Below are 23,297 nucleotides of genomic sequence, written 5' to 3' on the forward strand. Positions count from 1 at the left end.
CCGCGGAAACGAATCATGTCGCAGCCATTGACGTCCCTCCTGCCTCAGCTTTACCTTCTGGCCGAAGTTACGCACAACGTTCGCAATATCGAACAATCGCTCCCGTCCAGTCCCGTGCAGCCCCCCATCCCCTCCCACCCCCCCTCTAGAGCCGCTCCCCGAAGGGACTTGCCGTGTTCCGCATTCAAGTCCGTCACTGGGTGACGTTGGGGGCCGCCCTGCTGGCCCTCTTCGCGTCGCTCCTCGCCGTCCAGCCCGCGTCGCCCGCCGCCGCTGCCGACGGCAAGCCGTTCACCAACCCGGTCAAGTCCCAGAAGGGCGCCGACCCGTGGCTGGAGTACTACAACGGCAACTACTACCTGGTGACGACCTCGTTCACCGGTGAGCTGACCATGCGCAAGTCGCCCACGCTGGCCGGGCTGAGCACCGCGCCCAGCGTGCAGGTGTGGTCGGACAGTACCTCCACCCGTAACTGGAACATGTGGGCCCCGGAGATCCACTTCTTCGACGGCAAGTGGTACCTCTACTACTCCGCCGGGCCGCGCGGCTCCGCCTGCTGCGACGACCAGCGCACGTATGTACTGGAGAGCGCCGGTTCCGACCCGATGGGGCCGTACACCTTCAAGAACCAGCTCGCCGGATCCAACCTCAACCCGGGCGGCTGGCTGATCGACGCCAGCGTGCTCAAGCACAACAACAAGCTGTACCTGCTCGGCAGCGGTTCGGCCGGCGGCAGCAAGCAGAGCCTCGTCATCGCGCCGCTGACCAACCCGTACACCCTCGCCTCCACCACCTTCACCGTGATCTCCAGCCCGACGCTGAGCTGGGAGACCCAGAGCGGTGAGGTCAACGAAGGTCCCGAGCCGCTCTACCGCGACGGCCGCACCTTCCTGATCTACTCCGCCAGCGCCTGCTGGGGCCCCGACTACAAGCTCGGCCAGCTGGAGCTGACCGGCTCCGACCCGCTGCTCGCCTCCTCCTGGACGAAGAAGCAGACGCCGGTCTTCCAGCGCAGCGACGTCAACAGCGTGTACGCGCCTGGTCACAACGGGTTCTTCACCTCGCCCGACGGCACGGAGAACTGGATCGTCTACCACGCCAACGACGCGGCGAGCGACGGCTGCGACAACGGCCGTACGACCCGCGCGCAGAAGTTCACGTGGAACGCGGACGGCACCCCGAACTTCGGTACCCCGGTCGCGCTCGGTACGACGCTCGCGGGCCCCTCCGGTGAGACGGCGACGACGCCCACCGCGTACACGATCGTCAACCGCAACAGCGGCAAGTGCCTGGACGTCACCGGCGGCGGCACGGCCGACGGCACCAACATCGCCCAGTGGACCTGCAACGGCGGCGCCAACCAGAAGTGGCGGATCGAGGACCGCGCCGACGACACCAGCCGCCTCGTGAACGTCGCCACCGGCAAGGTCGCCGACGTCTCCGAGTGCGCGAGCGCCGACGGCACCGACATCCGCCAGTGGTCCTGGCTGAACAACAACTGCCAGAAGTTCCGCATGGTCTACCTCGGCGGCGACTACGTCCGTATCGTCAACGCCTCCACCGGCAAGGTCATGGACGTCGCCGACTGCGGCACGGCCAACGGCACCGATGTCCGCCAGTGGTCCTGGCTCAACAACAACTGCCAGCAGTGGCGACTCGTCCCCACCACCGCCTGATCCCGAAGGGCCGCAGAAGAACATGAGACATCTCGCCAGACGGGTCCTGGTGGCCGCGGCGGCCGCGTTCGCCGTGCTCACCACCGTGACGACCCCCGCCCAGGCTGCCGCCCCGGCGTCCCCGGCCGTCACCTTCACCAACCCGATAGCCGAGCAGCGGGCCGACCCGCACATCTACAAGCACACCGACGGCTACTACTACTTCACGGCCACGGTCCCCGCGTACGACAAGATCGTCATGCGCCGGGCCACCACCCTCCAGGGCCTCGCCACGGCCACGGAGACCACTGTCTGGACCAAGCACGCCACCGGTGAGATGGGCGCCCACATCTGGGCCCCGGAGATCCACTTCATCGACGGCAAGTGGTACATCTACTTCACCGCCGGCTGGTCCAACGACATCTGGAAGATCCGCCCGTACGTCCTGGAGACCAGCGCGGCCAACCCGATCACCGGCACCTGGACCGAGAAGGGCCGCATAGCGCTGCCGCTCGACACCTTCTCGCTGGACGCCACCACCTTCACCCACAACGGCACCCGCTATCTCAGCTGGGCGCAGAACGACCCGGCGGTCGGCAGCGGCACCAACCTGTACCTGGCGAAGATGTCCAATCCCTGGACCATCAGCGGCAGCCCGGTGATGATCTCCAAGCCCGAGTACTCCTGGGAGACGGTCGGCCACCGCGTCAACGAGGGCCCGGCCGTCATCCAGAGGAACGGCAAGGTCTTCATGTCCTACTCGGCCAGCGCCACCGACGCCAACTACTGCCTCGGCCTGCTGACCGCCTCCGCGACCGCCGACCTCATGAACCCGGCCTCCTGGGCGAAGACCTCGACCCCGGTCTTCAAGAGCAACACCAACACCGGCCAGTACGGCCCCGGCCACAACACCTTCACGGTCTCCGAGGACGGAAAGTCGGACATCCTCGTCTACCACGACCGCAACTACAAGGACATCAGCGGCGACCCGCTCAACGACCCCAACCGCCGCACCCGCTACCAGAAGCTGTACTGGAACGCCGACGGCACCCCCAACTTCGGCATCCCGGTCGCCGACGGCGTGACCCCGGTCCGCCTCTCCTCGTACAACTTCCCGGACAAGTTCCTGCGTCACTGGGAGTACCGCGCGAAGCTGGAGGCCAACGTCACCAACCTCGCCGACTCGCAGTTCCGGATCGTCACCGGTCTCGCCGGCAGCGGCACCGTCTCGCTGGAGTCGGCCAACTTCCCCGGCTACTACCTGCGCCACAAGAACAACGAGATGTGGGTGGAGAAGGACGACGGCACGGCCCTGTTCGACGCGGACGCCTCCTTCCACGAGCGGGCGGGCCTCGCCGACAGCGCCGCCGGCGTCTCGTACGAGTCGTTCAACTTCCCCGGCCGCTACATCCGGCACTTCAACAACCTGTTCTACACCCAGCCGGTCAGCACGACCCTCGACCGGCAGGACGCCACCTTCTACAAGGAGTAGAGCCGCCAGGTCCCGAAGGAGTAGATCCGGGCTCCGGAAGGAGTGGGCCGGGTCCCTGAAGGAATAGATCCGGGTCCCTGAAGGGGTAGATCCAGCCGCGCCTGTTCACCAGGCCACCCGCGCGCCGCCCACACGGGCGGCGCGTCGGCGTTTCAGGCCGACGGTGGCACCTGGACCAGACCCGACTGGTACGCCATCACCACCAGCTGGGCCCTGTCCCGGGCGCCCAGCTTGGTCATCGCGCGGTGGATGTGGGTGCGTACGGTCAGGGGGCTGACGTAGAGCTTCTCGGCGATCTCGTCGTTGGAGTGGCCCTCGGCGGCCAGGGACATGACCTCGCGTTCCCGGGTGGTGAGGGTGGTCAGCCGGTCGGGGGAGGCGAGGCGGTTGCCGGGGGTGGGGGTGGCCAGGAAGCGGGTGATGAGGGTGCGGGTGGCGGCGGGGGAGAGGAGGGTGTCGCCGGCGGCCACCGTGCGGATGCCGTCGAGGAGCGCGTCGGCGGTGACGTCCTTGCCGAGGAAGCCGCTGGCGCCGGCGCGCAGCGCCTGGGCCACGTACTCGTCGATCTCGAAGGTCGTGAGGATCAGTACGCGGGTGTCGGCCATCTCCTCGTCGGCGCAGATCACGGCGGTGGCGGTGAGACCGTCGGTGCCGGGCATGCGGATGTCCATGAGGACCACGTCGGGGTGGTGGACACGGACGAGGTCGACCGCCTCGCGGCCGTCGGTGGCCTCGGCGACCACCTCCATGTCCTCGCAGGAGTCGACGAGGATCCGGAAGGTGGCCCGCAGCAGGGCCTGGTCGTCGGCGAGCAGGACACGAATGGTCATGGGGTCTGGTCCGTTTCGGGTGCGGGGGCCAGAGGCCGGGGGCGCAGCGGGAGATCGGTGGTGACCTCGAAGCCGCCTTCGGGACGGTGACCGGCGCTCAGGCAGCCGCCGACGGAGTGGGCGCGCTCACGCATGCCGATGAGGCCGAAGCCGCGGCCGGTTTCCGGGGTGCCGCGGGGGCGGGGTGTGCCGTCGTCGGTGACCGTGATGGTCAGGTGGCTCTCCTCGTACGCGAGGCGGATGTGCGCGGCGTCCACGGCGGCGTGCTTGCGGACGTTGGTGAGGGCTTCCTGCACGATCCGGTACGCGGTCAGATCCACGCCGGGGTCGAGCTGCCCGGGGTCGCCCTCCGTGGTGACGGTGACGGTGAGGCCGGCGGACTCGCACGCGGTCATCAGCTCCGGCAGTTGCGCGAGCCCCGGGGTGGGGGCCAGCGGTGCCTCGGGGTCGTCGGGCTGGCGCAGCACGCCGACGGTGGCCTTCAGCTCGCGCAGTGCCGACGACGTGGTGCCGGTCAGGTCGGTGAGGATCCGGTGGGCCTGCTCGGGATCGGTGCGGGTGAGGTGCGCGGCGGTGCCCGCCTGGGCGTTGGCGAGGGCCAGGTGGTGGGCGACCACGTCGTGCAGATCGCGGGCGATACGCATCCGTTCCTCGGTGACCCGGAGGCGGGCCTCCTCCTCCCGGGTGCGCTCGGCGTGCTCGGCGCGGGCCTGCACCGACTTCAGGTAGGCGCGTCGCACCTGGGTCCCCCGGCCCGCGGCGAGGGGCAGCAGCAGCCAGAAGACCGGGCCGATCGTCCGGAGCACCAGCGAGAGGTGGTTCATGGAGTCGGAGAACACGGCCGCAAGTGTCATCGCCGCGATGGTCGTCAGGCCGTAGACGCGGGTGGTCTGCCGGTCGGTGAGGGTGGCCAGCCAGTAGAGCGCCGCCATGATCGGTGCCAGCAACAGGGGCGTGAGCAGAAAGCCCAGTGCCACCGCGACGATCGTGCAGAGGGCGGTCACGACGAGGGCGCCGCGCGGGTGGGTGCGGTGCTTGAGCAGGGCGAGACAGGACACGCCCATGACGGCGACGCCGACCTTGTCCTGGTCCGGCGGCTCGGTGCCGGGCAGGGTGAGCGCGGTGCCGAGGGTGGCGCAGCCCATCAGCGCCATGGCCAGCGCCAGATCGACGAGGAGGGGACGACGCTCGGAGAAGTCCGCCAGGCGATCCACGTAGCGCCCTTCCGGGCTGGAACTGCTGATACTCATCGTGACTCCGGTCGGTGAACTCTGACCATGGTGGTCGACGGGGGATGCGAACGCCCCGAGGGCCGCCCGTGGCCTTCGCCACGGACGGCCCCGGTGGGGGGTGGGGCGGTCGGATCAGGTGCGGGCCACCGCCGCCGGCTCGGCGGTCTCGGCCGGGGCGGACTCCGCCTCGGGCTCGCGGCTGAGGGCCTCGCCCTCCACATCCACGTGGGGCAGCATCCGGTCCAGCCACTTCGGCAGCCACCACGCCTTGTCGCCCAGCAGGGCGAGCACGGCGGGCACGATCGCCATCCGTACGACGAAGGCGTCGAACATGACGGCCGAGGCCAGCCCGAACCCGATCATCTTGATCATGGAGTCGCTCTCGCCGATGAACCCGGCGAACACCGCCATCATGATCAGGGCGGCGGCCACGACCACCCGGGCGCTGTGCCGGAAGCCACTGGTGATCGCCTCGTCGGCCCGGTCGCCGTGGACGTACGCCTCCCGCATCCGCGAGACCAGGAACACCTCGTAGTCCATCGCCAGGCCGAAGACGATGCCCACCAGGAAGATCGGCATCAGGCTCATGATCGGGCCGGTCTGCTCCACGCCCAGGAGCTCCGCGCCGTGGCCCTGCTGGAAGACCAGGACGACCACACCGAGCGAGGCGAGCACCGACAGCAGGAAGCCGAGGGCCGCCTTGAGCGGGACGAGGAGGGAGCGGAAGACGACCAGCAGCAGGATGACGGCGAGGCCGACCACGACCAGCAGGTAGGGGACCAGCGCGGACTGCACCTTGTCGGAGATGTCGATGTTCAGCGCGGTCGTACCGGTGACCTCGAAGGTCGCCCCCGTCTCGGACTCGATGCCGGGACGCTCGTCCCGGATGACGGTCACCAGGTCCTTGGTCTTCTCGTCGGTCGGCGCGGTGGCGGGCACGGCCGAGAAGACGGCGGTGTCACCGGCCTCGTTGAAGCGCGCGGGGGAGACGGACACGATCCCCTCGGTGGCGCCTATCTCCTTCGCGATCGTCTCGGCGGCGCCCTTGGCGTCGTCCACGCCCTCGGCGTCCACCACGATCGTCAGCGGGCCGTTGAAGCCGGGCCCGAAGCCCTCGGCGAGCGCGTCGTAGGCCCGCCGCTCGGTCGTGGAGGTCGACTTGGCCTCGTCGCCGGGCATGCCCAGCTGCAGATCGGTCATGGGCACCGCGAGCGCGCCGAGGCCGATGACACCGAGGACCAGCACGGGCACCGGGCGGCGCAGCACGAACCGGGACCAGCGGGTACCGCCGTTGTCCTGGACGCTCTCCTCGATGCGGCCGCTCCGGCGCGCCTTCCGGGTCAGCACGGCGTTCGGCCAGAAGCCGAGGAGGGCCGGGACCAGCGTCAGCGCGATCAGTACGGCGACGACGACCGCGCCCGCGGCGGCCAGCCCCATCTTCGTCAGCATCGGGATGCCGACCACGGACAGCCCGGCCAGCGCGATGACGACCGTGAGCCCCGCGAACACCACCGCCGACCCGGCCGTGCCCGTGGCGAGCGCGGTCGCCTCCTCGGGCGTACGGCCCTTGGCGCGCTCCTCGCGGTAGCGGGAGACCACGAACAGGGCGTAGTCGATGCCCACCGCGAGGCCCAGCATCATGGCGAGGGTGCCGGTCGTGGTGGACAGGCCGAGGGCGTCGGACAGGGCGAGGATCGTGGCCATGCTGAGGCCGACGCCGACGAGCGCGGTCAGCAGCGGCAGCCCGGCCGCCGCCAGCGAGCCGAAGGTGACCAGCAGGACGACGGCGGCGATGGCGACACCGATCACCTCGGCCATGCCGCCCGCACCGCCCTGCTCGGCCACCGCGTCACCGCCGGCCTCGACCGTCAGCCCGGCGTCCTGCGCCTGGTGCAGCGCGTTCTCCAGGTGGGTCCTGGCGGCGTCGGTGAGGTCGTTCGCGGCGACCTTGTAGGTGACCGTCGCGTACGCCGTCGAGCCGTCCTGGCTGACGGCCCGCGCCTGGAACGGGTCGACGGCGCTCGCGACCTGCGAGCCGTCGGCCAGCTCGGCCACCGTCTCCTCGATCGCCTTCTTGTTCTCGGCGGCGGTCACCTTCTCACCGCTGGGCGCGACGAACACGACCCGGGCGGTCGCGCCGTCGGCCGTGACGCCGGGGAAGCGCTGTTCCAGCAGGTCGAACGCCTTATGGGACTCGATGCCCGGCATGGCGAACTCCTCGTCGGCGGCTCCCGGGGCCTTGAGTGCGCCGAGACCGACGGCGCCCAGGACCGCCACCCACAGAAGGGTCACGTACCAGCGTTTGCGGAAGGCCAGTCGGCCCAGTCGATGAAGAAAGGTTGCCATGGGTCGCAGGTCTCCACGTCAGAAGTCTCGGATGCCTGCCCAAGACTCCCGGCCGGGCCCCTGTCCCGTCGTCGTGCGGCTGCCGACAATCCCGGCTACTCAGAACGCAGTACGCCAGGGCCGCCGGGTCACCCCGGGGTATGACCGGAGCCCCCTACATGGCGTGCAGGGTGTCGCGGGAGGACTTGATGAACGCCCTCAGCGCGTCCCAGAACGGCGAGTAGCAGGCGTCGAAGCGGGCGACGGCACCGGTGTCGCCCTCGATCATGGCCTCGATCGCCTTGTGGAAGGGGCTCGTCGCCCGCCTGACGGTGTTGGCGAGTGCGGCCACCTCCTCGGGCCCCTCCAGCGAGACGACCCAGGTGAGGTTCCGCAGCGCGGCGTACTCGTCCCGCTGCCGCTCACGCAACCGCCGCAGCTCCTCGACCTGCTCCGGCCCGAACCCGTCCTCGGCGCCCCGGACCACGTCGGACACCTTCCAGTGCACGTCGTTCAGCCGCTGCGCCTGCTCCATGAACTCCGCGTACGCCGTCCGCCGCGCCTGCCGCAGCCGCTCCACGCGCTGCGCGCTCGCCGTCGTGTCCGCCTGTATCCGCGCCGCCCGCGCGGTCCCCCGACTCGTCACCCAGCTCGCCAGCACAGCCGTACCCGCGGTGAGCGCGGCGATCCAGAACGCGCTGTCAGCCACGGCGGGACCCCAGGGAGCGTGCGGTGACCCCGGCCAGATGGGCGTCGAACACCGCGCGGGCGTCCGGGGTGAGGGCGCGCAGGGCGACCAGGGCCGTGACGACCACGTCGCACAGCTCCGACCGGACGTCGTCCCAGGTGTGGGTGGTGCCCTTGCGCGGGTTCTGGCCGGTCGCGCCGATGACCGCCTGGGCGACCTCGCCGACCTCCTCCTGGAGCTTCAACATCCGCAGCAGCAGGCCCTCTTGGCCGTCGCACGGTTGGTCCGCCTCCAGCCAGGCGTGGAGGAGGGCGATGGACTGCCAGAGGTCGTCGGGGGAGTCGGGGGCGTCGGTCTGCTCGCTCATGGGCGCAGCTTGCCACGCCCCTGTGACAGCGAGCGGTCACTCCTCGAACAGCGTCTCCTGTTCACCCTCCTTCTCCTTGCGCACCCGCTGGTTGCGCAGGCCCACGACCACGGCGGTGACCGCGGCCGTACCGGCGAGCGCCGTCGGGACCATCCAGCCCCGGTCGACGACATGGCGGAACGCGTGGTCGAGGGAGAGACGGCCGGGACCGGCGATGGCCAGGCCTGCCGCGGCCAGCCCCAGGGTCGCGGCGTACTCGTAGCCGCCCTCGGTGTTGAAGAAGCCGTTGGGCGCGTGGATCGCGGACGCGCCGCCCATCGCGCCCGCCGCGGCGGCACCGGCCGCGGGCGTCGCGAGGCCCAGCGCGAGCAGCACACCGCCGCCCGTCTCGGCCAGCCCGGCCGCGGTCGCGCTCGCCTTGCCCGGCGCGTACCCGACGGACTCCATGAACGCGCCGGTCCCCTCGATCCCGTGTCCGCCGAACCAGCCGAACAGCTTCTGCGTGCCGTGCGCGGCGAGCACACCGCCCGCGCCCAGCCGGAGCAGCAACAGTCCCAGATCGCGTCGGTCGAATGACGTCATGAGCACTCCCGAACAGCAGAGGTACCGGCGGGGAAGCCGACAGCATGAACGTGCGTACGTCCCCCCCGCGTATCCACCGTCGCACCGATCACACCTGCCCGGGGCGACGGGGGCCGCCGTTCGGGTGGCCCCGCCCCGGTCGCGCGCCTCCGGTGGCGTGCCCCCGCGAACGGTGTGACGCTGGCCGCCATGACGATCGCACCCGCCAGACTCAGCGACCCGGCCGTCAGGGCCTTCGTCGCCGCGGTGAACGCCCAGGACGAGGACGCGTTCTTCGCGCTCCTCACGGAGGACGCGACCATGTCGGACGACGGCTCCGACCGCGACCTCGCCGACTGGACCGACCGGGAGATCTTCTCCTCCCACGGTCACATCGAGGTCCAGCGGGAGTCCGACGGCGGCCGTGCCCTGGTCGCCAACTACCGCAACGACACCTGGGGCGAGATGCGCACCGCCTGGCGCTTCACCGTGTCGGAGGACGGCAGGATCAGCCGGTTCGAGACGGGCCAAGCCTGAAAAACAGTTCTCCTGAGGGGCTTGCCTTCGTGTGCGCTCCAACTCCTACCGTCCATGGTCATGGAGACGAACACGTACACGAGGTCCCTCGGCCGCAGCGGTATCCAGGTCAGCGCCCTCGGCTTCGGCTGCTGGGCGATCGGCGGTGAATGGCAGGACGCCGAGGGGCGGCCGCTCGGCTGGGGCAAGGTGGACGACGAGGAGTCCGTACGGGCGGTCCACCGCGCCCTCGACCTCGGCGTCACCTTCTTCGACACGGCCGACGCCTACGGTGCCGGACACAGTGAGCGCCTGCTCGGCCGTGCCCTCGGCAAGCGCCGCGCGGACGTCGTGGTGGCCACCAAGTGGGGCAACCTCTTCGACGAGTCCACCCGCACGTGCGACGGCCAGGACGACACCCCGGCCCACGCCCGCCGCGCCCTCACCGCCTCCCTCGACCGCCTCGGCACCGACCACGTCGACCTGTACCAGCTGCACATCTCCGACGCCGACCCCGAGCGCGCGGCCGAACTCCGCGACACCTGCGAGGAGTTCGTACGGGAGGGCCTGATCCGGGCGTACGCGTGGAGCACCGACGACCCGGACCGCGCCGCCGTGTTCGCCGAAGGAGCGCACTGCACGGCCGTACAGCACCGCCTGAACATCCTGCAGGACGCGCCCGAACTCCTGGCCCTGTGCGAGGAGTCGAACCTCGCGAGCGTCAACCGCAGCCCCCTCGCCATGGGTCTGCTCACCGGCAAGCACACCCCCGGGCGCGCGCTGGAGGCCGGTGACATCCGCAGCGCCCCGCCCGCCTGGCTGCCCGGTTTCAGCGCGGACGGCGGCGCCGACCCGGAGTGGCTCGGCCGGGTGGACGCGCTGCGCGAGATCCTCACCAGCGAGGGCCGTACGCTCGCGCAGGGCGCCCTCGCCTGGATCTGGGCCCGCAGCCCGCGGACCGTGCCGATCCCGGGCTTCCGCTCGGTCGCCTAGGCCGAGGAGAACGCGGGCGCCCTAGCGAAGGGGCCGCTCACCGCGGACCAGGTGGCCGAGATCGACCGGATCCTGGGGCGGTGAACAGCACTGGGGGAACACCCGGGCCTGGGAAACCTCCGGGCCCCTAGGGGAACGCCCGGGCCTTAGGGGAACCCTCGGGGGCAAGCCCCCCTGCGCAGACGCCGGTTGGCGGGCTGCCGACGACGCACGGGGCGGGCGAAGCTCGTTCGTATGACGGACATCAAGCGAAACGCAGCGCTGCTCGCCGCGTCGGCGGCCCTCCTATGCCTCGCCGTACCCCTCACCACCGCGACCGCTTCGACATCGGCGGCGGTCGCTCCGAAGCCGCCGCCCCTCGACTGGACGACGTGCGAGGGGACGGGGCTCGACCCGCGCCAGGAGTGCGCGACCATCGAGGTGCCGATGGACTACGCCGACCCGGGCGGCGAGAAGATCACCGTGGCCTTCTCCCGCATACGCGCCGAGAACGCGGAGGCGCGCCGGGGGGCCCTGTTCATGATCCCCGGCGGTCCCGGCGGCGGCAGCCTCGACGAGCCGTCCAGCAAGGGGCAGAAGCTGCCGCAGGAGGTACGGGACGCCTACGACCTGATCGGGTTCGACCCCCGCGGGTACGGCCGCTCCACCCAGGTCAGCTGCGATGTGGAGCGAGGCGACCTCCCCCGCACGAAGCTCTTCCCCTGGCCCGCCCCCGACGGCTCCGTCACCGAGACCATGGCCACCGCGCGGCGGATCTCGACGGCCTGCGCGCGCAACGGCGGCGAGCTGATCCGGCACATCAGCACCGCCAACGAGGCCCGCGACCTCGACCGTATCCGGGCGGCGCTCGGCGAGCGGAAGATCTCCGCGTGGGGCCTCTCGTACGGGTCCTACGTCGGCGCGGTCTACAACCAACTGTTCCCGCACCGCACCGATCGCTTCGTGCTGGACAGCAATTACGGTCCCGATCCCACCCTGGTGGCCCGCGGCTGGTTCGCCGGGTTCGAGACCGGCGTCGAGGACAACTTCCCCGAGTTCGCCAAGTGGGCCTCGGCGCCCCGTAACGCGGACCGAGTGGCCCGCACCCCGGCGGAGGTGCGCGCGCTCTACCTCCGCCTCGCCGCACGCCTCGACCGCGAGCCCCTCCCCTGGCCCGGCGCCAACCCGGAGGAGCTCAACGGCAAGGTTTTCCGTCAGGCGATGCTGGACAGCCTCTACGACCCCGACGACTACCCGACCCTCGCCCGGCTGATGCTGGCCGTCCAGAAGGGCACCGTGCCGCCCGCGCCCGAGGCGCCGCCCGAGTCCCTGATGCAGAACGTCGTCGCGATCGCCGCCGGCACCCTCTGCAACGACGTGGCCTGGCCCACGTCGGCGGCCGTGTACGAGAAGGACGTCGCCGAGAGCCGGGCCAAGTACCCGCTGACCGCCGGGATGCCGAGGAACGCGACGATGTGTGCCGCCTGGCCGTTCCCGCCGAAGGAGCCCGCGGTGCGGATCACCGACCGCGGCCCCTCCACCGTCCTCATCGTCCAGAACCGGCGTGACGTGGCCACCCCGCTCAGCGGTGCCCTCAAGCTCCGCGAGGCCCTGGGCAGGCGCGCCGTCATGGTGACCGTGAACTCCACCGGCCACGACGCCTACCTCGCCAACGGCAACGCCTGCGGCGACCGGACGGTGACCCGCTTCCTGGTGACGGGGGAGCGACCGGACGGGGACGTCACCTGTGGCTAGAAGAGCCAGGAGGAACCTTTGAGCCGTCGTGAACAAGGAATGTGCGAGGCCTGAGAAAGCGGGCTGCGGCATCAGATATCCATAAGACAGCCAATTCCCAGGCTGTCGAGGGCTCGCTGCCAGGAAGTCCCGGTTGGATACCGCCCGGAGAAGAAGCAGAACGGCGGGCAGCCGTCCCGTTCTCCGGTGCTTACCTCGCGGTCCCACGCGAGGTCCGCCCCCATCCGGATCACGGAACGGCTGCCACCCCCCTCGGGTTGGTCGCCGAAGCCACCACCTCCAAGTGTGAAGCTCTCGTGGAGGCGGGTCATGAGCATATGCCCGCCACGTGCTCGAATGGTCCGGAGTGAATCCCTCCGTTTGTGGAAGTTGCGTTGCCGGCGTCCGGTCTCACTCCGGGTTCCCGCGCTTCGCCAGGAGGCCCCGGGTCCCGTCCACCGCCAGGCCGCCGCCCAGCAGGATGGCGAAGATCGACCAGGGCACCGCCGTCACCACATCGGTCAGATAGAGCAGCAACAGCGTCAGACCGCAGACGACCTTGACCCCGTTGATCAGTCGGTTCACTCTTCCGAATCCTTCACCTGGGTACGGACAGTGCGGGTGGCCCCGGGGCCACCCGCACCATCGTGCTCAACCGCTGTTTTCAGCGGCTCAGTTCATCGTTCGCCACCAGCGCATGTTCCGGTACGAGCGCCATCCCCGGTACACCTTCACACGGCGATAGCGCGAGCCCGAGAACTTGCCGGAACGTCCCACCTTGATCGCGTTGGTCCAGGTGCGACCGAAGAATCCACCGGCCGCGCCCCAGCCGGCCGCGGTCGCGGTACCGCGCCAGGTCTTCCGGCCCGAGCTTCCCCAGTAGCCCATGGCGCCGACGGCCGCGCCGGCGGCGACACCGCAGACGATGGACACACCGCAGCCGAGAGCCGCGCCCACGGTCACCCCGATCGCGCCGACCCGCCAGACCGTGCGCCAGTGGCGCGACCGGACGAAGCGGCTCCTCTTGAACGAGCGCCACTTCTTCTTGAACCAGCCCCATCTGCCGTCCAGGTCATAACGGTTGAGCGGATCACCGTTGACGTACTCGTAGGCGTTCGCGTTGCCGCCGTACACCGGGTCCATGGACAGGAACCGGCCGCTGGCGGGGTTGTACAGACGCACGCCCATGAGCACGAGACCGGTGAGGGTCTCGGCGGACCGCTGCTTGGCGCCGAGCCAGTTGTAGCGGGTGGCCGCCTGGGACGGGCGACGGTTGCCGTACTCGTCCGAGTCCAGGGCGACAGGGGCCTTCGAGGTGTCCAGCGGGAGCTGGAGGGCCACATCGCCGTGGATGGTGGTCAGTTGGAGGACCGTCCCGCCGGTCTTGCCCGTGGTGGCGGCCAGATCGCCCCCGAGGGAGTCGACGTTGCGGGTCAGCGCGCCCGTGGCGGTGTCGTCGACGATCCAGCGGGGAGTGTCTCCGTCACCGTCGTAGTGGTTCCGCCGGGACGCGGTCTGCGTCCAGGTGGTTCCGCTGCCGGTCTCCACGGTCCAGGAGCGCGGACGCAGCGCCGCGTCGAGCTGCCAGGTCTGGCGCTGGGTCCCCGCGGTCTGCTGGTACGCCAGATCATTGGCGTAGTAGCCGAGTGCGCTGCCCGGCAGGGCGGTCGTGCGCCCGAAGGCGTCGTAGGTGTGGCCGGAGTCGACGAGGCGGTCGGCGCTGTCATAGCTGTGGGTGGTGGTAGTGCCTCCGCTCGTGGGGCAGTCGGCGCCGGTCAGGCCGCTCGCCACCGTGCGCGACGTGCGGTTGGTGCGCCCGTCGAAGGCGTACGTCCGGCGGGTGCAGACCGTGTCGAAGGTGTCCTCCACGGTGGTGAGCCGCCCCGCGGCGTCGTACCGGTAGCTCTGGTCCGACCAGCCCGCGTGGGTGGTGACCTGCCCGTGCACGGACTCCGTCACGGTGTCCGAGTAGACGGTCGTTCCGTCGCTGTCGCGGGTGTAGGTGCGTTCGACGGCGGAGCCGGTCGGGTCCTCGGCCTGGGTGAGGGTGTAACCGCCGGGCAGTTTCTCGCTCGCCACGGAGCCGTCCGCGTCATAGGTGGCGGAGAAGGCACCGGCGATCGAGTCGGTCACCTTGGTGGCCAGACCGCGTGGTTCGGCGGTGTGGTCATAGGTGTAGGTGACGGTGGACGGGACGGTGTCCGTGACCTTGACCGGCCTGTCGAGCAGGTCGTACTCGGTGGTGGTCCGGCCGCCGTCGGCGTCGGTGTAGGAGATCTGGCGGCCGAGGCTGTCGTAGGCCTTGGTGATCGTCCCGGCCGTCGGTGAACTCGTCGTGAGCGTACGGCCGGTGACACTGTCGTAGCCGATGGTGGTGGCCGGGACGGTCTGGCCGGTGCCGCCGGTGATCGTCGTGGTGGTGGGGCGGCCGGCGCCGTCGTGGGCGGTGGAGGTGGTGCGGGTGACGCCGTTCGCGGTGTCGACGACGGCCGACGTGTTGCCCCAGGAGTCGTACTCGTAGGTACTGGTCGGCAGCTGGGACGGGTTGCCGCCGCCACCGGTGATCGCGCCCGCCGGGCCGGTGGAGCAGACCAGGTCGGCCCACTCGGGGCGGCCTTCGCAGGTTCCGGTGCCGGTGGCGGACCAGTAGGCGGTCACCCGGGTGGCGGCGTCGGTGCCGGTGGCTCCGGGGAGCAGCTCCTTGGTGACGCGGCCCTGGGCGTCGTACTCCTTCGTCGTGGTGAGGGCGAGGCCCCCGGGGTCCTGGACGGTCTTGGTGGGCAGGCCCTTGGCCCAGTCGAAGACGGTCTGGGTGACCCGCGTCTCGCCCTGGACGGACGGGTGTTCCCGGACCTGGGCGCCGGTCGTGGTCCTGGTGATCTGGTCCTTGACCTTGGCGGTGCCGTCGGTCGGGCGGCCCTCGTCGTACACGTTGACCGTCCAGGCGCGGGCGGTCACCGAGGTGCCCGAGGGAACCAGGGTGGTCGTTCCCGACTTCAGGTCCGCGGTGAGGTCGATCCGGCGCAGCGGGCCGTACTCCTCCAGTTCACGGGTGCCGTTGTCGTTGTAGACCGAGCGGGTGGCCAGCAGGTCAGCGCGCTCGGCCCCGGTGAGCTGGGCGATGCCGAGGTCGGCCTGGGTCGCCCTGTCGGTGGCGGTGAGGCCGAGGGCGACGGCGCGGTTCGCGGCGTTCAGTTCACGGACGGTGTTGCCGAAGCGGTCGTACTCGGAGGTGCTGATGTGACCGCCCGGCGTGACCGAGTTGACGGTACGCCCGGAGACACCGAGGTAGGTGATGTCCGCACGGGTGTACGAGCCGCTGCCGAGGTCGCCGCCGGCGTTCGACGACGGCACGGAGTCCGCCGGGAACACGGCGGTGGCGTCGGTCGGGGCGTCGGTCTGACCCCACGCCTTGACGGCACCGGCGCCCATGTCGTGGGGCGCGCCGGCCCCGGTGAGCGGGACGTCGTAGACGACCGTGGTGACGGCGGAGCCGGAGACGGTGTCGGTGCTGCCCTGGGTCAGTGCCGGGCGGGATGCCTTGAGGAGCATGCCCTCACCGGCCGCGCTGCTGTTGCCGGCCTTGCCGTAGGTGAAGGTCCAGGGCTGGTCGGTGGTCTGCTTGACCCAGAAGACGCGGCCGGCGCTGTCGTACGAGTACTGGGTCTGCGTGGACTGGGCCAGCCTCGGGTTCCACTGCTGGCGCAGCCTGCCGCCGAGGTCGTACCGGTAGGTCGCCACGGGGCGGGCGGTGGCGGAGGTCGCGCCCTTGCCGGAGGCGTAGAGCAGGATCTCCTTGACCTGGCCGGCGTAGTCGCCGAACTCGTCCGCCGTCGAGTAGCCGGTGGCGGTGGTGGTGGTCGCGTACACGAACTCCAGCACCCGGCAGCCCTTGGTGGTCGGGGTCGCCGTACAGGTCGCCGCGGAGGCCGCCGAGGTCGGGGCGATGACGCGCTTGGGGCGGGCCAGCACCTTGCCGTTCACCTGGACCGTCTCGGAGACCACGGTCGTGGTCGTGTTCGCCAGGCCGTCCATCAGGGTGCTGGAGGCCTGCCAGGTGGTGGCCGCGGGGTCGGGCTTGGTGAACTCCGTGACCGTGCCCTGGGTGTCGGTCAGGGTGAACGAGCCGCCGACACCGCCCTTGAGGGTGAGGTCCTCGGAGCCTGGTTCCGCGATCCAGCCGGTCTTCGCCGCGTTGGCCGTGAAGTGGATCTCGCCGCCGTCGGCGGTGACGACGCTCACGGCGGTGGCGGAGGTCTGCTTGAGGTGGGAGTAGTCGGATTCGGTGACCTCGGCCGCCGTGCCGGCCACCCACTCCTTGCCGAAGATCGCGGCCTGCCCCTCCTGCTGCGCCCCGGCGTCCGGGGCACGTGAGGAGGCGGTGCGGCTGACCGTCATGTCGTAGTAGGAGGCGTCGTCCTCGCTGAGGGTGTAGTCACCGGTGAGGAGGTTCACCGAGCCGGGGCCGATCTCGTCGGTGGCGGCACCGTCGGCGTTGCGGTCGACGATCACGGTGAGCGGCTCGGTGCTGCCCGAGGCGCTGTTCGGACCGGTGAAGTCGGCCTTGATCTGGACCGTGCCGTCCGGGTCGACGGTGGTGGTGGCGTTCCAGGTCAGTTGGGCGTTCCTGCCGTTCGTCAGCGGAACCGGCCAGGCGGTGAGCGGATCGCCGCCGGACGTCACGTCGGCCGCCGGGATCCGCACCCAGTCGTCGGCCTCGGAGCGGCGCCAGGAGAAGGAGACGTTGTCGTACTTCGCCGCGTCGGCCTCGGCGACGAGTGGCAGCCGGCGTGCGGTGCGCTCCCCGTCGTCGGGCCGGACGAAGCCGCCGGGGCCCGCGTGGAAGGTGTACTCGATCGCCTCGGACTTGTTGTCCGCCTTGTCCACGGACCGCACCTGGAGGGTGTGGGTGCCGTTCCTCGGCGGGGCGAGGGATATCGCCTTGTCGGCGGCGGCGCCACCGGTGGCGACCTTGGTCCAGGTCACCCCGTCCAGGGACCACTCCAGCCAGTTGTGGTCGGAGGCCGGCGGCGTGACCGTGAAGGTGCCGGTCTGGCCCACGCCCTTGACCCAGGCGTTCGACGGGTAGTCCGTGGAGACGATCTTCGCCGGGGCGGACGGCGCGGTGGCGTCGACGGTGAAGGTCTTCCACGCCGACCAGCCGCTGTTGTAGTGCGTGCCGTCGTACGGGCTGCTGCGGAACTTGTACGTCTTGCCGTTGCTCAGCACTCCGGCGGGAACGGTCACCGAGGCGACCTGGCCCGAGGGCACGTACTTGGACACGATGACATCGCCGACCTGGGTGTTGGTGGCGTTGTCGTAGATCTGGAAGGTGCCGTTGACCCGGTCACCGTCGGCGTCGACGAAGGTGTCGCGGAGGGTGGGGGTGGCGGTGTTGACGACGTAGGAGCCGCCGTAGGAGAAGTACGGCGGTCCGGCCTCCTGCTTGGTGCCGGTGCGCGGCCGGTAGTTGTAGTCCACGACCAGCTTCGGCGGGTTCGACGCGGCGTTGGCGGAGTTGAGACGCTTCCACTGGGCGGTCGCGGTCTCACTGGAGGCGCGCAGACCCATGTGGCCGCGGGTGGCCTGGGCGGAGGCCCACTCCTGGACCAGGGTCGTCACATCCGCGTTGATCCAGCCGTCGGCGGAGCAGTCCGCGTTGCCCTTGGTCTCGGTGGACGTGGCCTTCTTCGCGGTCCACGCGGGCTGCGCGGTCCAGCGGGAGGAGGTCGACGCCGCTCCGGTCGACCACACCTCCCAGGGCGCCGCGGCGCAGTCCGTGTTGCCGGAGTGGAAGTTCCACAGGCTCAGATCGGCGTCCAGCACGAGGGCGTCCTGGATCGGGGTGGTGTTCCAGGAGAGGAAGGAGCGGGCGGTGCGCGGGGTGCCGTCCGCGTTGGTCGTGCCGGGGTTGCCCAGGTCCAGTTCGGTGTCGGTCGACCAGTCGACGGTCTCGCCCTGCTGGACGTAGGTGTCGAAGACGTTCGACAGCGACGAGGTCGAGGGGTCCACCGTGACCGGGTACTTGGTCTCCGGGTCGGCGAGGAACTTCGCGTCCGGGGTGACCACGAGGTCGACAAAGGAACCCTTCTTCACCACCTTCATCGACACGGGCACGCGGCGCGTGTGCTCACCGGAGCGCTTGTCGACCGTGGAGTCCCACATGACTGGCGCGGGCATGACAGCCCGTTTTCTGTCCTTCTTGTCGAGGAACAGCACACTGCCGTCCCGCAGTTGCCGCACCTCCATGCCCTTGGCCTTCAGCGGCAGGGTGTAGGAGTAGCCGTCGGTCTGCGGCTTCTTCTTGATCTCGACGTACTGCTCGAAGCCGGTACGGGTCGCCTCGACCACCACATCGGCTCCGGGCACGGCGTTGACGTACTCCGCCCGCGTCCCGTCGAGCCTGGGCGCGGGCAGCCCGCCCTTCCACTGCAGGGTGATCCGCTCGCCGCCCTCGCCGAGGGTCACCAGATCGACGGCCTTCTGCCCCTGCGCGGCCCGCAGCGACGTCGCGGGCGTTCCCTTCCTGCCGGACAGCCGCAGTCCGCCCGGGTGCGCCACCGGTTCCACGCCCGCGTCAGACTCGCGCAACTCGACATCGACGTCGACCCACTTGCCGTCGCGCTCGAAGCGGATCGGCCCGGCCGAGAGTTCGGTCGTCAGGCTGCCGTCCTTGTTCACCCATGTCGTGGACGTCTCGGTGCGTTCCGAGAGCGCCTCGACGCGCTTGCCGGACAGCCGGGCCGCGACCTTCGCGGACGGTATGTCCGCGGCGGTGGTCACGGCCTTCGCCTTCGGCGCCTTCGCGGGCTCAGCGGCGGCTGCGGCCAGTGCCGTCGCCTCGACGAGCGTCACGGACAGAACGAGGGCGAGCCCGCCGGATATCCAGCGCAGGCTTCTGCCTCTGTCGTTCCAGACCCGGCCTCTCTCCTCGGGAGAGGGCAACTCCTCAGGTCTCACGAATCCCCCTAGTCGTACCAAGCATCAGGTCAAGCAGGCGGAGCCTATGTGTCGTCAGGTGACCTGGGGGTGAAAGGTGAAGGAACAGTGAACGGCTGCCTGGCGGTCACCGGGGGCGCCATGTGGAACCTGTCCACGGCGAGCGCCCCGTCCTGCTCCACCACCGGCGGGCCGGGACGGGTCCCGCCCCGATCCCGCCGACCCGCCGGCCGCGGCTCAGCCCCGCCGCCCCCGGCCGGCGTCGGCTCAGCCGCGCCCCACGTACGGCATCGTCGTAGCCATCACAGTCGCGAACTGCACGTTCGCTTCCAGCGGCAGTTCCGCCATGTGGCGCACCGTTCGCGCCACATCCGCCACGTCCATCACCGGCTCCGGCATCAGCTGGCCGTTCGCCTGGAGCACGCCCTTCCGCATGCGTGCGGTCATGTCCGTCGCCGCGTTGCCGATGTCGATCTGGCCGACCGCGATGCCGTACGGGCGACCGTCCAGGGAGAGCGACTTGGTGAGGCCGGTCAGGGCGTGCTTCGTCGCGGTGTAGGCGACGGAGTGCGGGCGGGGCGTGTGCGCGGAGATCGAGCCGTTGTTGATGATCCGGCCGCCCTGGGGGTCCTGCTCCTTCATCTGCCGGTACGCCGCCTGCGCGCACAGGAATGCCCCGTTGAGGTTGGTGTCCACCACATGCCGCCAGGCCGCGTAGTCCAGCTCCTCCACCGGCACCCCGCCCGGACCGAACGTGCCGGCGTTGTTGAACAGCAGGTCCAGCCGCCCGAACCGGTCGCGCACGGCGGCGAGGAGCGTGTCCACGTCGCCGGGCCGCGAGACGTCCGTACGGACGCACAGCGCCTGCGGGGCGTCGGTGCCCGCGCCCGCGTCCCTGCCGGCGTCCCTGCCGGCGTCCGCCGTGGCGCCGGCCTCGGCCGCCGTCTCGGCGAGCTTCTCCGCGCGGCGGCCCGCCAGCGCCACCGACCAGCCGGCGCGCAGCAACTCCACCGCCACGGCCCGGCCGATCCCGGAGCCCGCGCCCGTCACGATCGCGATCTTGGTTCCCTTAGCCTTCATGGGCTCGCAGCGTAGGGGAGGGGACGCACCAGGCCGAGCACCGAGGGCACGCCATCCGGAACTCATCAGTCCGCCATCTGACTGTTGTGTACGTGACAGAAGGTCGTCGAACCTGACCACTCCAATGCCAAGTACAACAACCGTCAGCGGAGGGCCAGATGACACCCGCAGCCCAGAACCCCCACAGGTCGACGCAGCCCCGCTCGTCCCACTCGGCCGAACTCCGAGCCGCCGCCCGGCACTTCGACCGCCGCCGCTTCCTCACCGTTACCGGCGCGGCCGCCGCACTCGCCTTCGCCACCAACCTCCCCGCCGCGGGCGCCGCGGCCGCCGCCCCGCTCGACGCGCGGCGCATCGCCGAGAACCCCTTCACCCTCGGCGTGGCCTCCGGCGACCCGCTGCCCGCCTCCGTACTCCTGTGGACCCGGCTGGCCCCCGCCCCGTACCAGCCGGACGGCGGGCTGCCCGCCGAACGCGTCGCCGTCCAGTGGGAACTGGCCCACGACGAGAACTTCCGACGCGTCGTCAGACGCGGAACGGCCACCGCCCACCCCGAGTTCCACCACACCGTCCACGTGGAGGTCGGCTACCTCGATCCCGGACGCGTCTACTACTACCGCTTCCGCACCGGCACCTGGATCAGCGAGACCGGCCGCACCCGCACCGCCCCCGGCCGCACCCATCTGACCGGCTCCACCGCCCTGTCCTTCGCGGCCGTCTCCTGCCAGGCCTACACGGACGGCTACTACACCGCCTACCGGCACCTCGCGGGCGAGGACATCGATGTCGTCTTCCACCTCGGGGACTACCTCTACGAGTACGCGGTGAACTCGGTCGGCGGAAACCGCAAGTACAGCGACCGCGTCCTGCCCGACCTGTACAACCACGAGACGGTCACCCTGGAGGACTACCGCCTGCGGTACGCCCTCTTCAAGTCGGACTCCGACCTGCGGGCCGCGCACGCCGCGCACCCGTTCGTCGTCACCTGGGACGACCACGAGACCGAGAACAACTACGCCGACGACATCCCCGAGAACGACGTCCCGCCCGAGGAGTTCCTGCTGCGCCGCGCCGCCGCGTACCGCGCGTACTGGGAGAACCAGCCGCTGCGCAGCCCGCAGAAGCCCACCGGCCCCGACATGAAGCTCTACCGCCGCTTCACCTGGGGCCGCCTCGCCCAGTTCGACATACTCGACACCCGCCAGTACCGCTCCAACCAGGCGTACGGCGACGGCTGGCAGACCCCGGGCCCGGAGGCCGCCGACCCCGCCCGCACGATGACGGGCGCCACCCAGGAGCGCTGGCTCCTGAACGGCTGGGCCAAGTCCGACGCCGTCTGGAACGTCGTCCCCCAGCAGGTCACCTTCTCCCAGCGCCGCAACGCCGTCGGCGACACCTACAAGGTGTCCATGGACTCCTGGGACGGCTACACCGCCTCCCGCGAACGGATCCTCGCGGGCGCCGACGCGGCCGGCATCGAGAACCTCATGGTCCTCACGGGCGACGTCCACGTCGGCTACGCCTTCGACATCAAGCGCGACTTCGACAACCGCTCCTCCCGGACCGTCGGCACGGAGATCGTCGCGACCTCGATCAGCAGCGGCGGCAACGGCTCCGACAAGCCCGCCAACTGGGACACCTACATGACCGCCAACCCCCACATGCGCTTCTACAACGGCCGGCGGGGGTACGTCACGGTCGCCCTCGGCCGCGGGTCCGCCCGCGCCGACTTCAAGGCCGTGCCGTACGTGACGACGACGGGGGCCGGGATCTCGACGGTGGCGTCCTTCGCGGTCGAGGCGGGCAAGCCGGGGCTCACGCCGGCGTGACCACCAGTTCGTCGCCCCGACGGTCGTCCTCGCCGGGATAGCGCACTCCGATGCGGTCCCGGATCGCGTCGAGCGTGCGCATCACGGCGAGGGTGCCGTCGAGGGGGACGAGCGGGGACTCGGTCTCGCCGGCGCGCAGGGCGCGCATGACCTCGGTGGCCTCGTGGCGGAAGCTGTTGCGGGGGCCGTCGGCCGGGTCCGCGGTGAAGGTCCGCGGTTCGCGGCCGACGCGGTGCAGGAGGAATCGGTCCGCGAAGAAGAAGCCGTCGGGGATGTCGATACGGCCCTCGGAGCCGGTGATCGAGGCGGTGGTGCCGGTGCCGCCGACGATGGAACAGTGCACCGAGGCGAAGGCCCCCCTCTCCCAGGAGAGCAGCGCCCCGGTCTGCAGATCGATGCCCTCCTTCGAGAGCACCGCACTCGCCGTGACGTCCGAGGGCTCGCCGAGCAGCAGGTGCGCGAAGGAGACCGGGTACACCCCGAGGTCGAGCATCGCACCCCCGCCCTGCGCCGGGTCCCGCAACCGGTGCGACGGTGCGATGGGCCCCAGGATCCCGAAGTCGGCCTGCACGGTCCGCACTTCACCGATCGCGCCGTCCCGCACCATCTCCGCGATCCGCCGCACCACCGGATTGCAGTACATCCACATGGCCTCCATCAGGAACCGCCCGCGCTCCCGCGCCAGCGCGACCAGTTCCTCCGCCTCCCGCACGTTCAGCGTGAACGGCTTCTCGCACAGCACGTTCCGTCCGGCCTCCAGGCACATCCCGGCGGCGGTCCGGTGCGCCGAGTGCGGGGTGGCGACGTACACCACATCCACGTCCGCGTCCTCGGCGAGCGCACGCCAGTCGCCGTACGCCCTCGGTATCCCGAACCGTTCCGCGAAGGCCTTCGCCGAGTCCTCGCTCCGCGAGGCCACCGCCACGACCTCCGCGTCCGGCAGGTCGACGAGGTCGGCCGTGAAGGCCGCGGCGATCCCTCCGGTCGCCAGGATCCCCCACCGCACACGCCCGTCGTTCGACATCGCCACCCCTGTCCCTCGGTCCCGGGGCGCACCTGTGACCCCGCCCACGTCGT

General features: G+C 70.6%; 15 protein-coding genes and 1 pseudogene. 6 read left to right on the plus strand and 10 right to left on the minus strand.

All coding sequences use genetic code 11. The annotated features are described in order from the left end of the window. The first annotated feature begins 173 nt into the window (after positions 1-173). Both ACWD26_RS02885 and ACWD26_RS02890 read left to right on the plus strand, forming a co-directional pair. Positions 174-1,676: a family 43 glycosylhydrolase gene (locus ACWD26_RS02885; protein ID WP_451265543.1), complete on the plus strand. Its 1,503-nt coding sequence runs from the start codon at positions 174-176 to the stop codon at positions 1,674-1,676. A gap of 22 nt (positions 1,677-1,698) precedes the next feature. Further along, on the plus strand, positions 1,699-3,147 hold the full coding sequence (locus ACWD26_RS02890) for a family 43 glycosylhydrolase (protein ID WP_451265545.1): 1,449 nt from the start codon (positions 1,699-1,701) through the stop codon (positions 3,145-3,147). Between the two features lie 152 nt (positions 3,148-3,299). Here the strand turns inward: ACWD26_RS02890 and ACWD26_RS02895 are convergent, their stop codons facing one another. The 6 genes from ACWD26_RS02895 to ACWD26_RS02920 form a co-directional block, all read right to left on the minus strand. Next, the gene (locus tag ACWD26_RS02895) at positions 3,300-3,977 is read right to left on the minus strand and encodes a response regulator transcription factor (RefSeq protein ID WP_451265547.1); all 678 of its coding nucleotides are present in this window, start codon (positions 3,975-3,977) and stop codon (positions 3,300-3,302) included. Beyond that, the gene (locus ACWD26_RS02900) at positions 3,974-5,227 is read right to left on the minus strand and encodes a sensor histidine kinase (RefSeq protein WP_451265549.1); all 1,254 of its coding nucleotides are present in this window, start codon (positions 5,225-5,227) and stop codon (positions 3,974-3,976) included. The genes ACWD26_RS02895 and ACWD26_RS02900 overlap by 4 nt, the downstream gene beginning before the upstream one ends. A 114-nt stretch (positions 5,228-5,341) precedes the next feature. After that, positions 5,342-7,555, minus strand: coding sequence for an MMPL family transporter (locus ACWD26_RS02905; RefSeq protein WP_451265551.1), 2,214 nt, complete (start codon positions 7,553-7,555; stop codon positions 5,342-5,344). A gap of 154 nt (positions 7,556-7,709) precedes the next feature. Beyond that, positions 7,710-8,243: a hypothetical protein gene (locus ACWD26_RS02910; protein WP_451265553.1), complete on the minus strand. Its 534-nt coding sequence runs from the start codon at positions 8,241-8,243 to the stop codon at positions 7,710-7,712. Beyond that, positions 8,236-8,589, minus strand: coding sequence for a MazG-like family protein (locus ACWD26_RS02915; RefSeq protein ID WP_451265555.1), 354 nt, complete (start codon positions 8,587-8,589; stop codon positions 8,236-8,238). The genes ACWD26_RS02910 and ACWD26_RS02915 overlap by 8 nt, the downstream gene beginning before the upstream one ends. 36 nt (positions 8,590-8,625) lie before the next feature. Next, positions 8,626-9,171 carry a DoxX family membrane protein gene (locus ACWD26_RS02920; protein WP_451265557.1) on the minus strand — a complete coding sequence of 182 codons (546 nt, stop codon included), beginning with the start codon at positions 9,169-9,171 and terminating at the stop codon, positions 8,626-8,628. Between the two features lie 189 nt (positions 9,172-9,360). Between ACWD26_RS02920 and ACWD26_RS02925 the strand changes: the two genes are divergently transcribed. The 3 genes and pseudogenes from ACWD26_RS02925 (at position 9,361) to ACWD26_RS02935 (ending at position 12,393) form a co-directional block, all read left to right on the plus strand. Further along, positions 9,361-9,687, plus strand: a complete 327-nt coding sequence (locus ACWD26_RS02925) for a nuclear transport factor 2 family protein (protein ID WP_451265559.1) — start codon at positions 9,361-9,363, stop codon at positions 9,685-9,687. A gap of 60 nt (positions 9,688-9,747) precedes the next feature. Next, positions 9,748-10,743: pseudogene (locus ACWD26_RS02930) on the plus strand (aldo/keto reductase). A gap of 150 nt (positions 10,744-10,893) precedes the next feature. Continuing rightward, a complete protein-coding gene (locus ACWD26_RS02935; protein ID WP_451265561.1) occupies positions 10,894-12,393 on the plus strand; it encodes an alpha/beta hydrolase in 1,500 nt (499 codons plus the stop codon). Between the two features lie 390 nt (positions 12,394-12,783). Here the strand turns inward: ACWD26_RS02935 and ACWD26_RS02940 are convergent, their stop codons facing one another. From ACWD26_RS02940 to ACWD26_RS02950, 3 genes are all read right to left on the minus strand, one after another. Further along, the gene (locus tag ACWD26_RS02940; protein WP_451265563.1) at positions 12,784-12,957 is read right to left on the minus strand and encodes a hypothetical protein; all 174 of its coding nucleotides are present in this window, start codon (positions 12,955-12,957) and stop codon (positions 12,784-12,786) included. An 87-nt stretch (positions 12,958-13,044) separates the two neighbouring features. Next, positions 13,045-19,227 carry a DNRLRE domain-containing protein gene (locus ACWD26_RS02945; protein ID WP_451265978.1) on the minus strand — a complete coding sequence of 2,061 codons (6,183 nt, stop codon included), beginning with the start codon at positions 19,225-19,227 and terminating at the stop codon, positions 13,045-13,047. 351 nt (positions 19,228-19,578) lie between these two features. Then, entirely contained in the window at positions 19,579-20,391 is an 813-nt protein-coding gene (locus ACWD26_RS02950) for an SDR family oxidoreductase (RefSeq protein ID WP_451265565.1), read from the minus strand. A 158-nt stretch (positions 20,392-20,549) separates the two neighbouring features. Between ACWD26_RS02950 and ACWD26_RS02955 the strand changes: the two genes are divergently transcribed. Further along, complete coding sequence (locus ACWD26_RS02955) at positions 20,550-22,220, plus strand: alkaline phosphatase D family protein (protein WP_451265567.1); 1,671 nt, start codon at positions 20,550-20,552, stop codon at positions 22,218-22,220. On the opposite strand, the gene ACWD26_RS02960 is transcribed toward ACWD26_RS02955, so the two are convergent. Beyond that, complete coding sequence (locus tag ACWD26_RS02960) at positions 22,207-23,244, minus strand: Gfo/Idh/MocA family protein (RefSeq protein ID WP_451265569.1); 1,038 nt, start codon at positions 23,242-23,244, stop codon at positions 22,207-22,209. The genes ACWD26_RS02955 and ACWD26_RS02960 overlap by 14 nt on opposite strands. Positions 23,245-23,297: the final 53 nt, after the last annotated feature.

Source organism: Streptomyces sp. NPDC002787 (genome assembly GCF_053592095.1).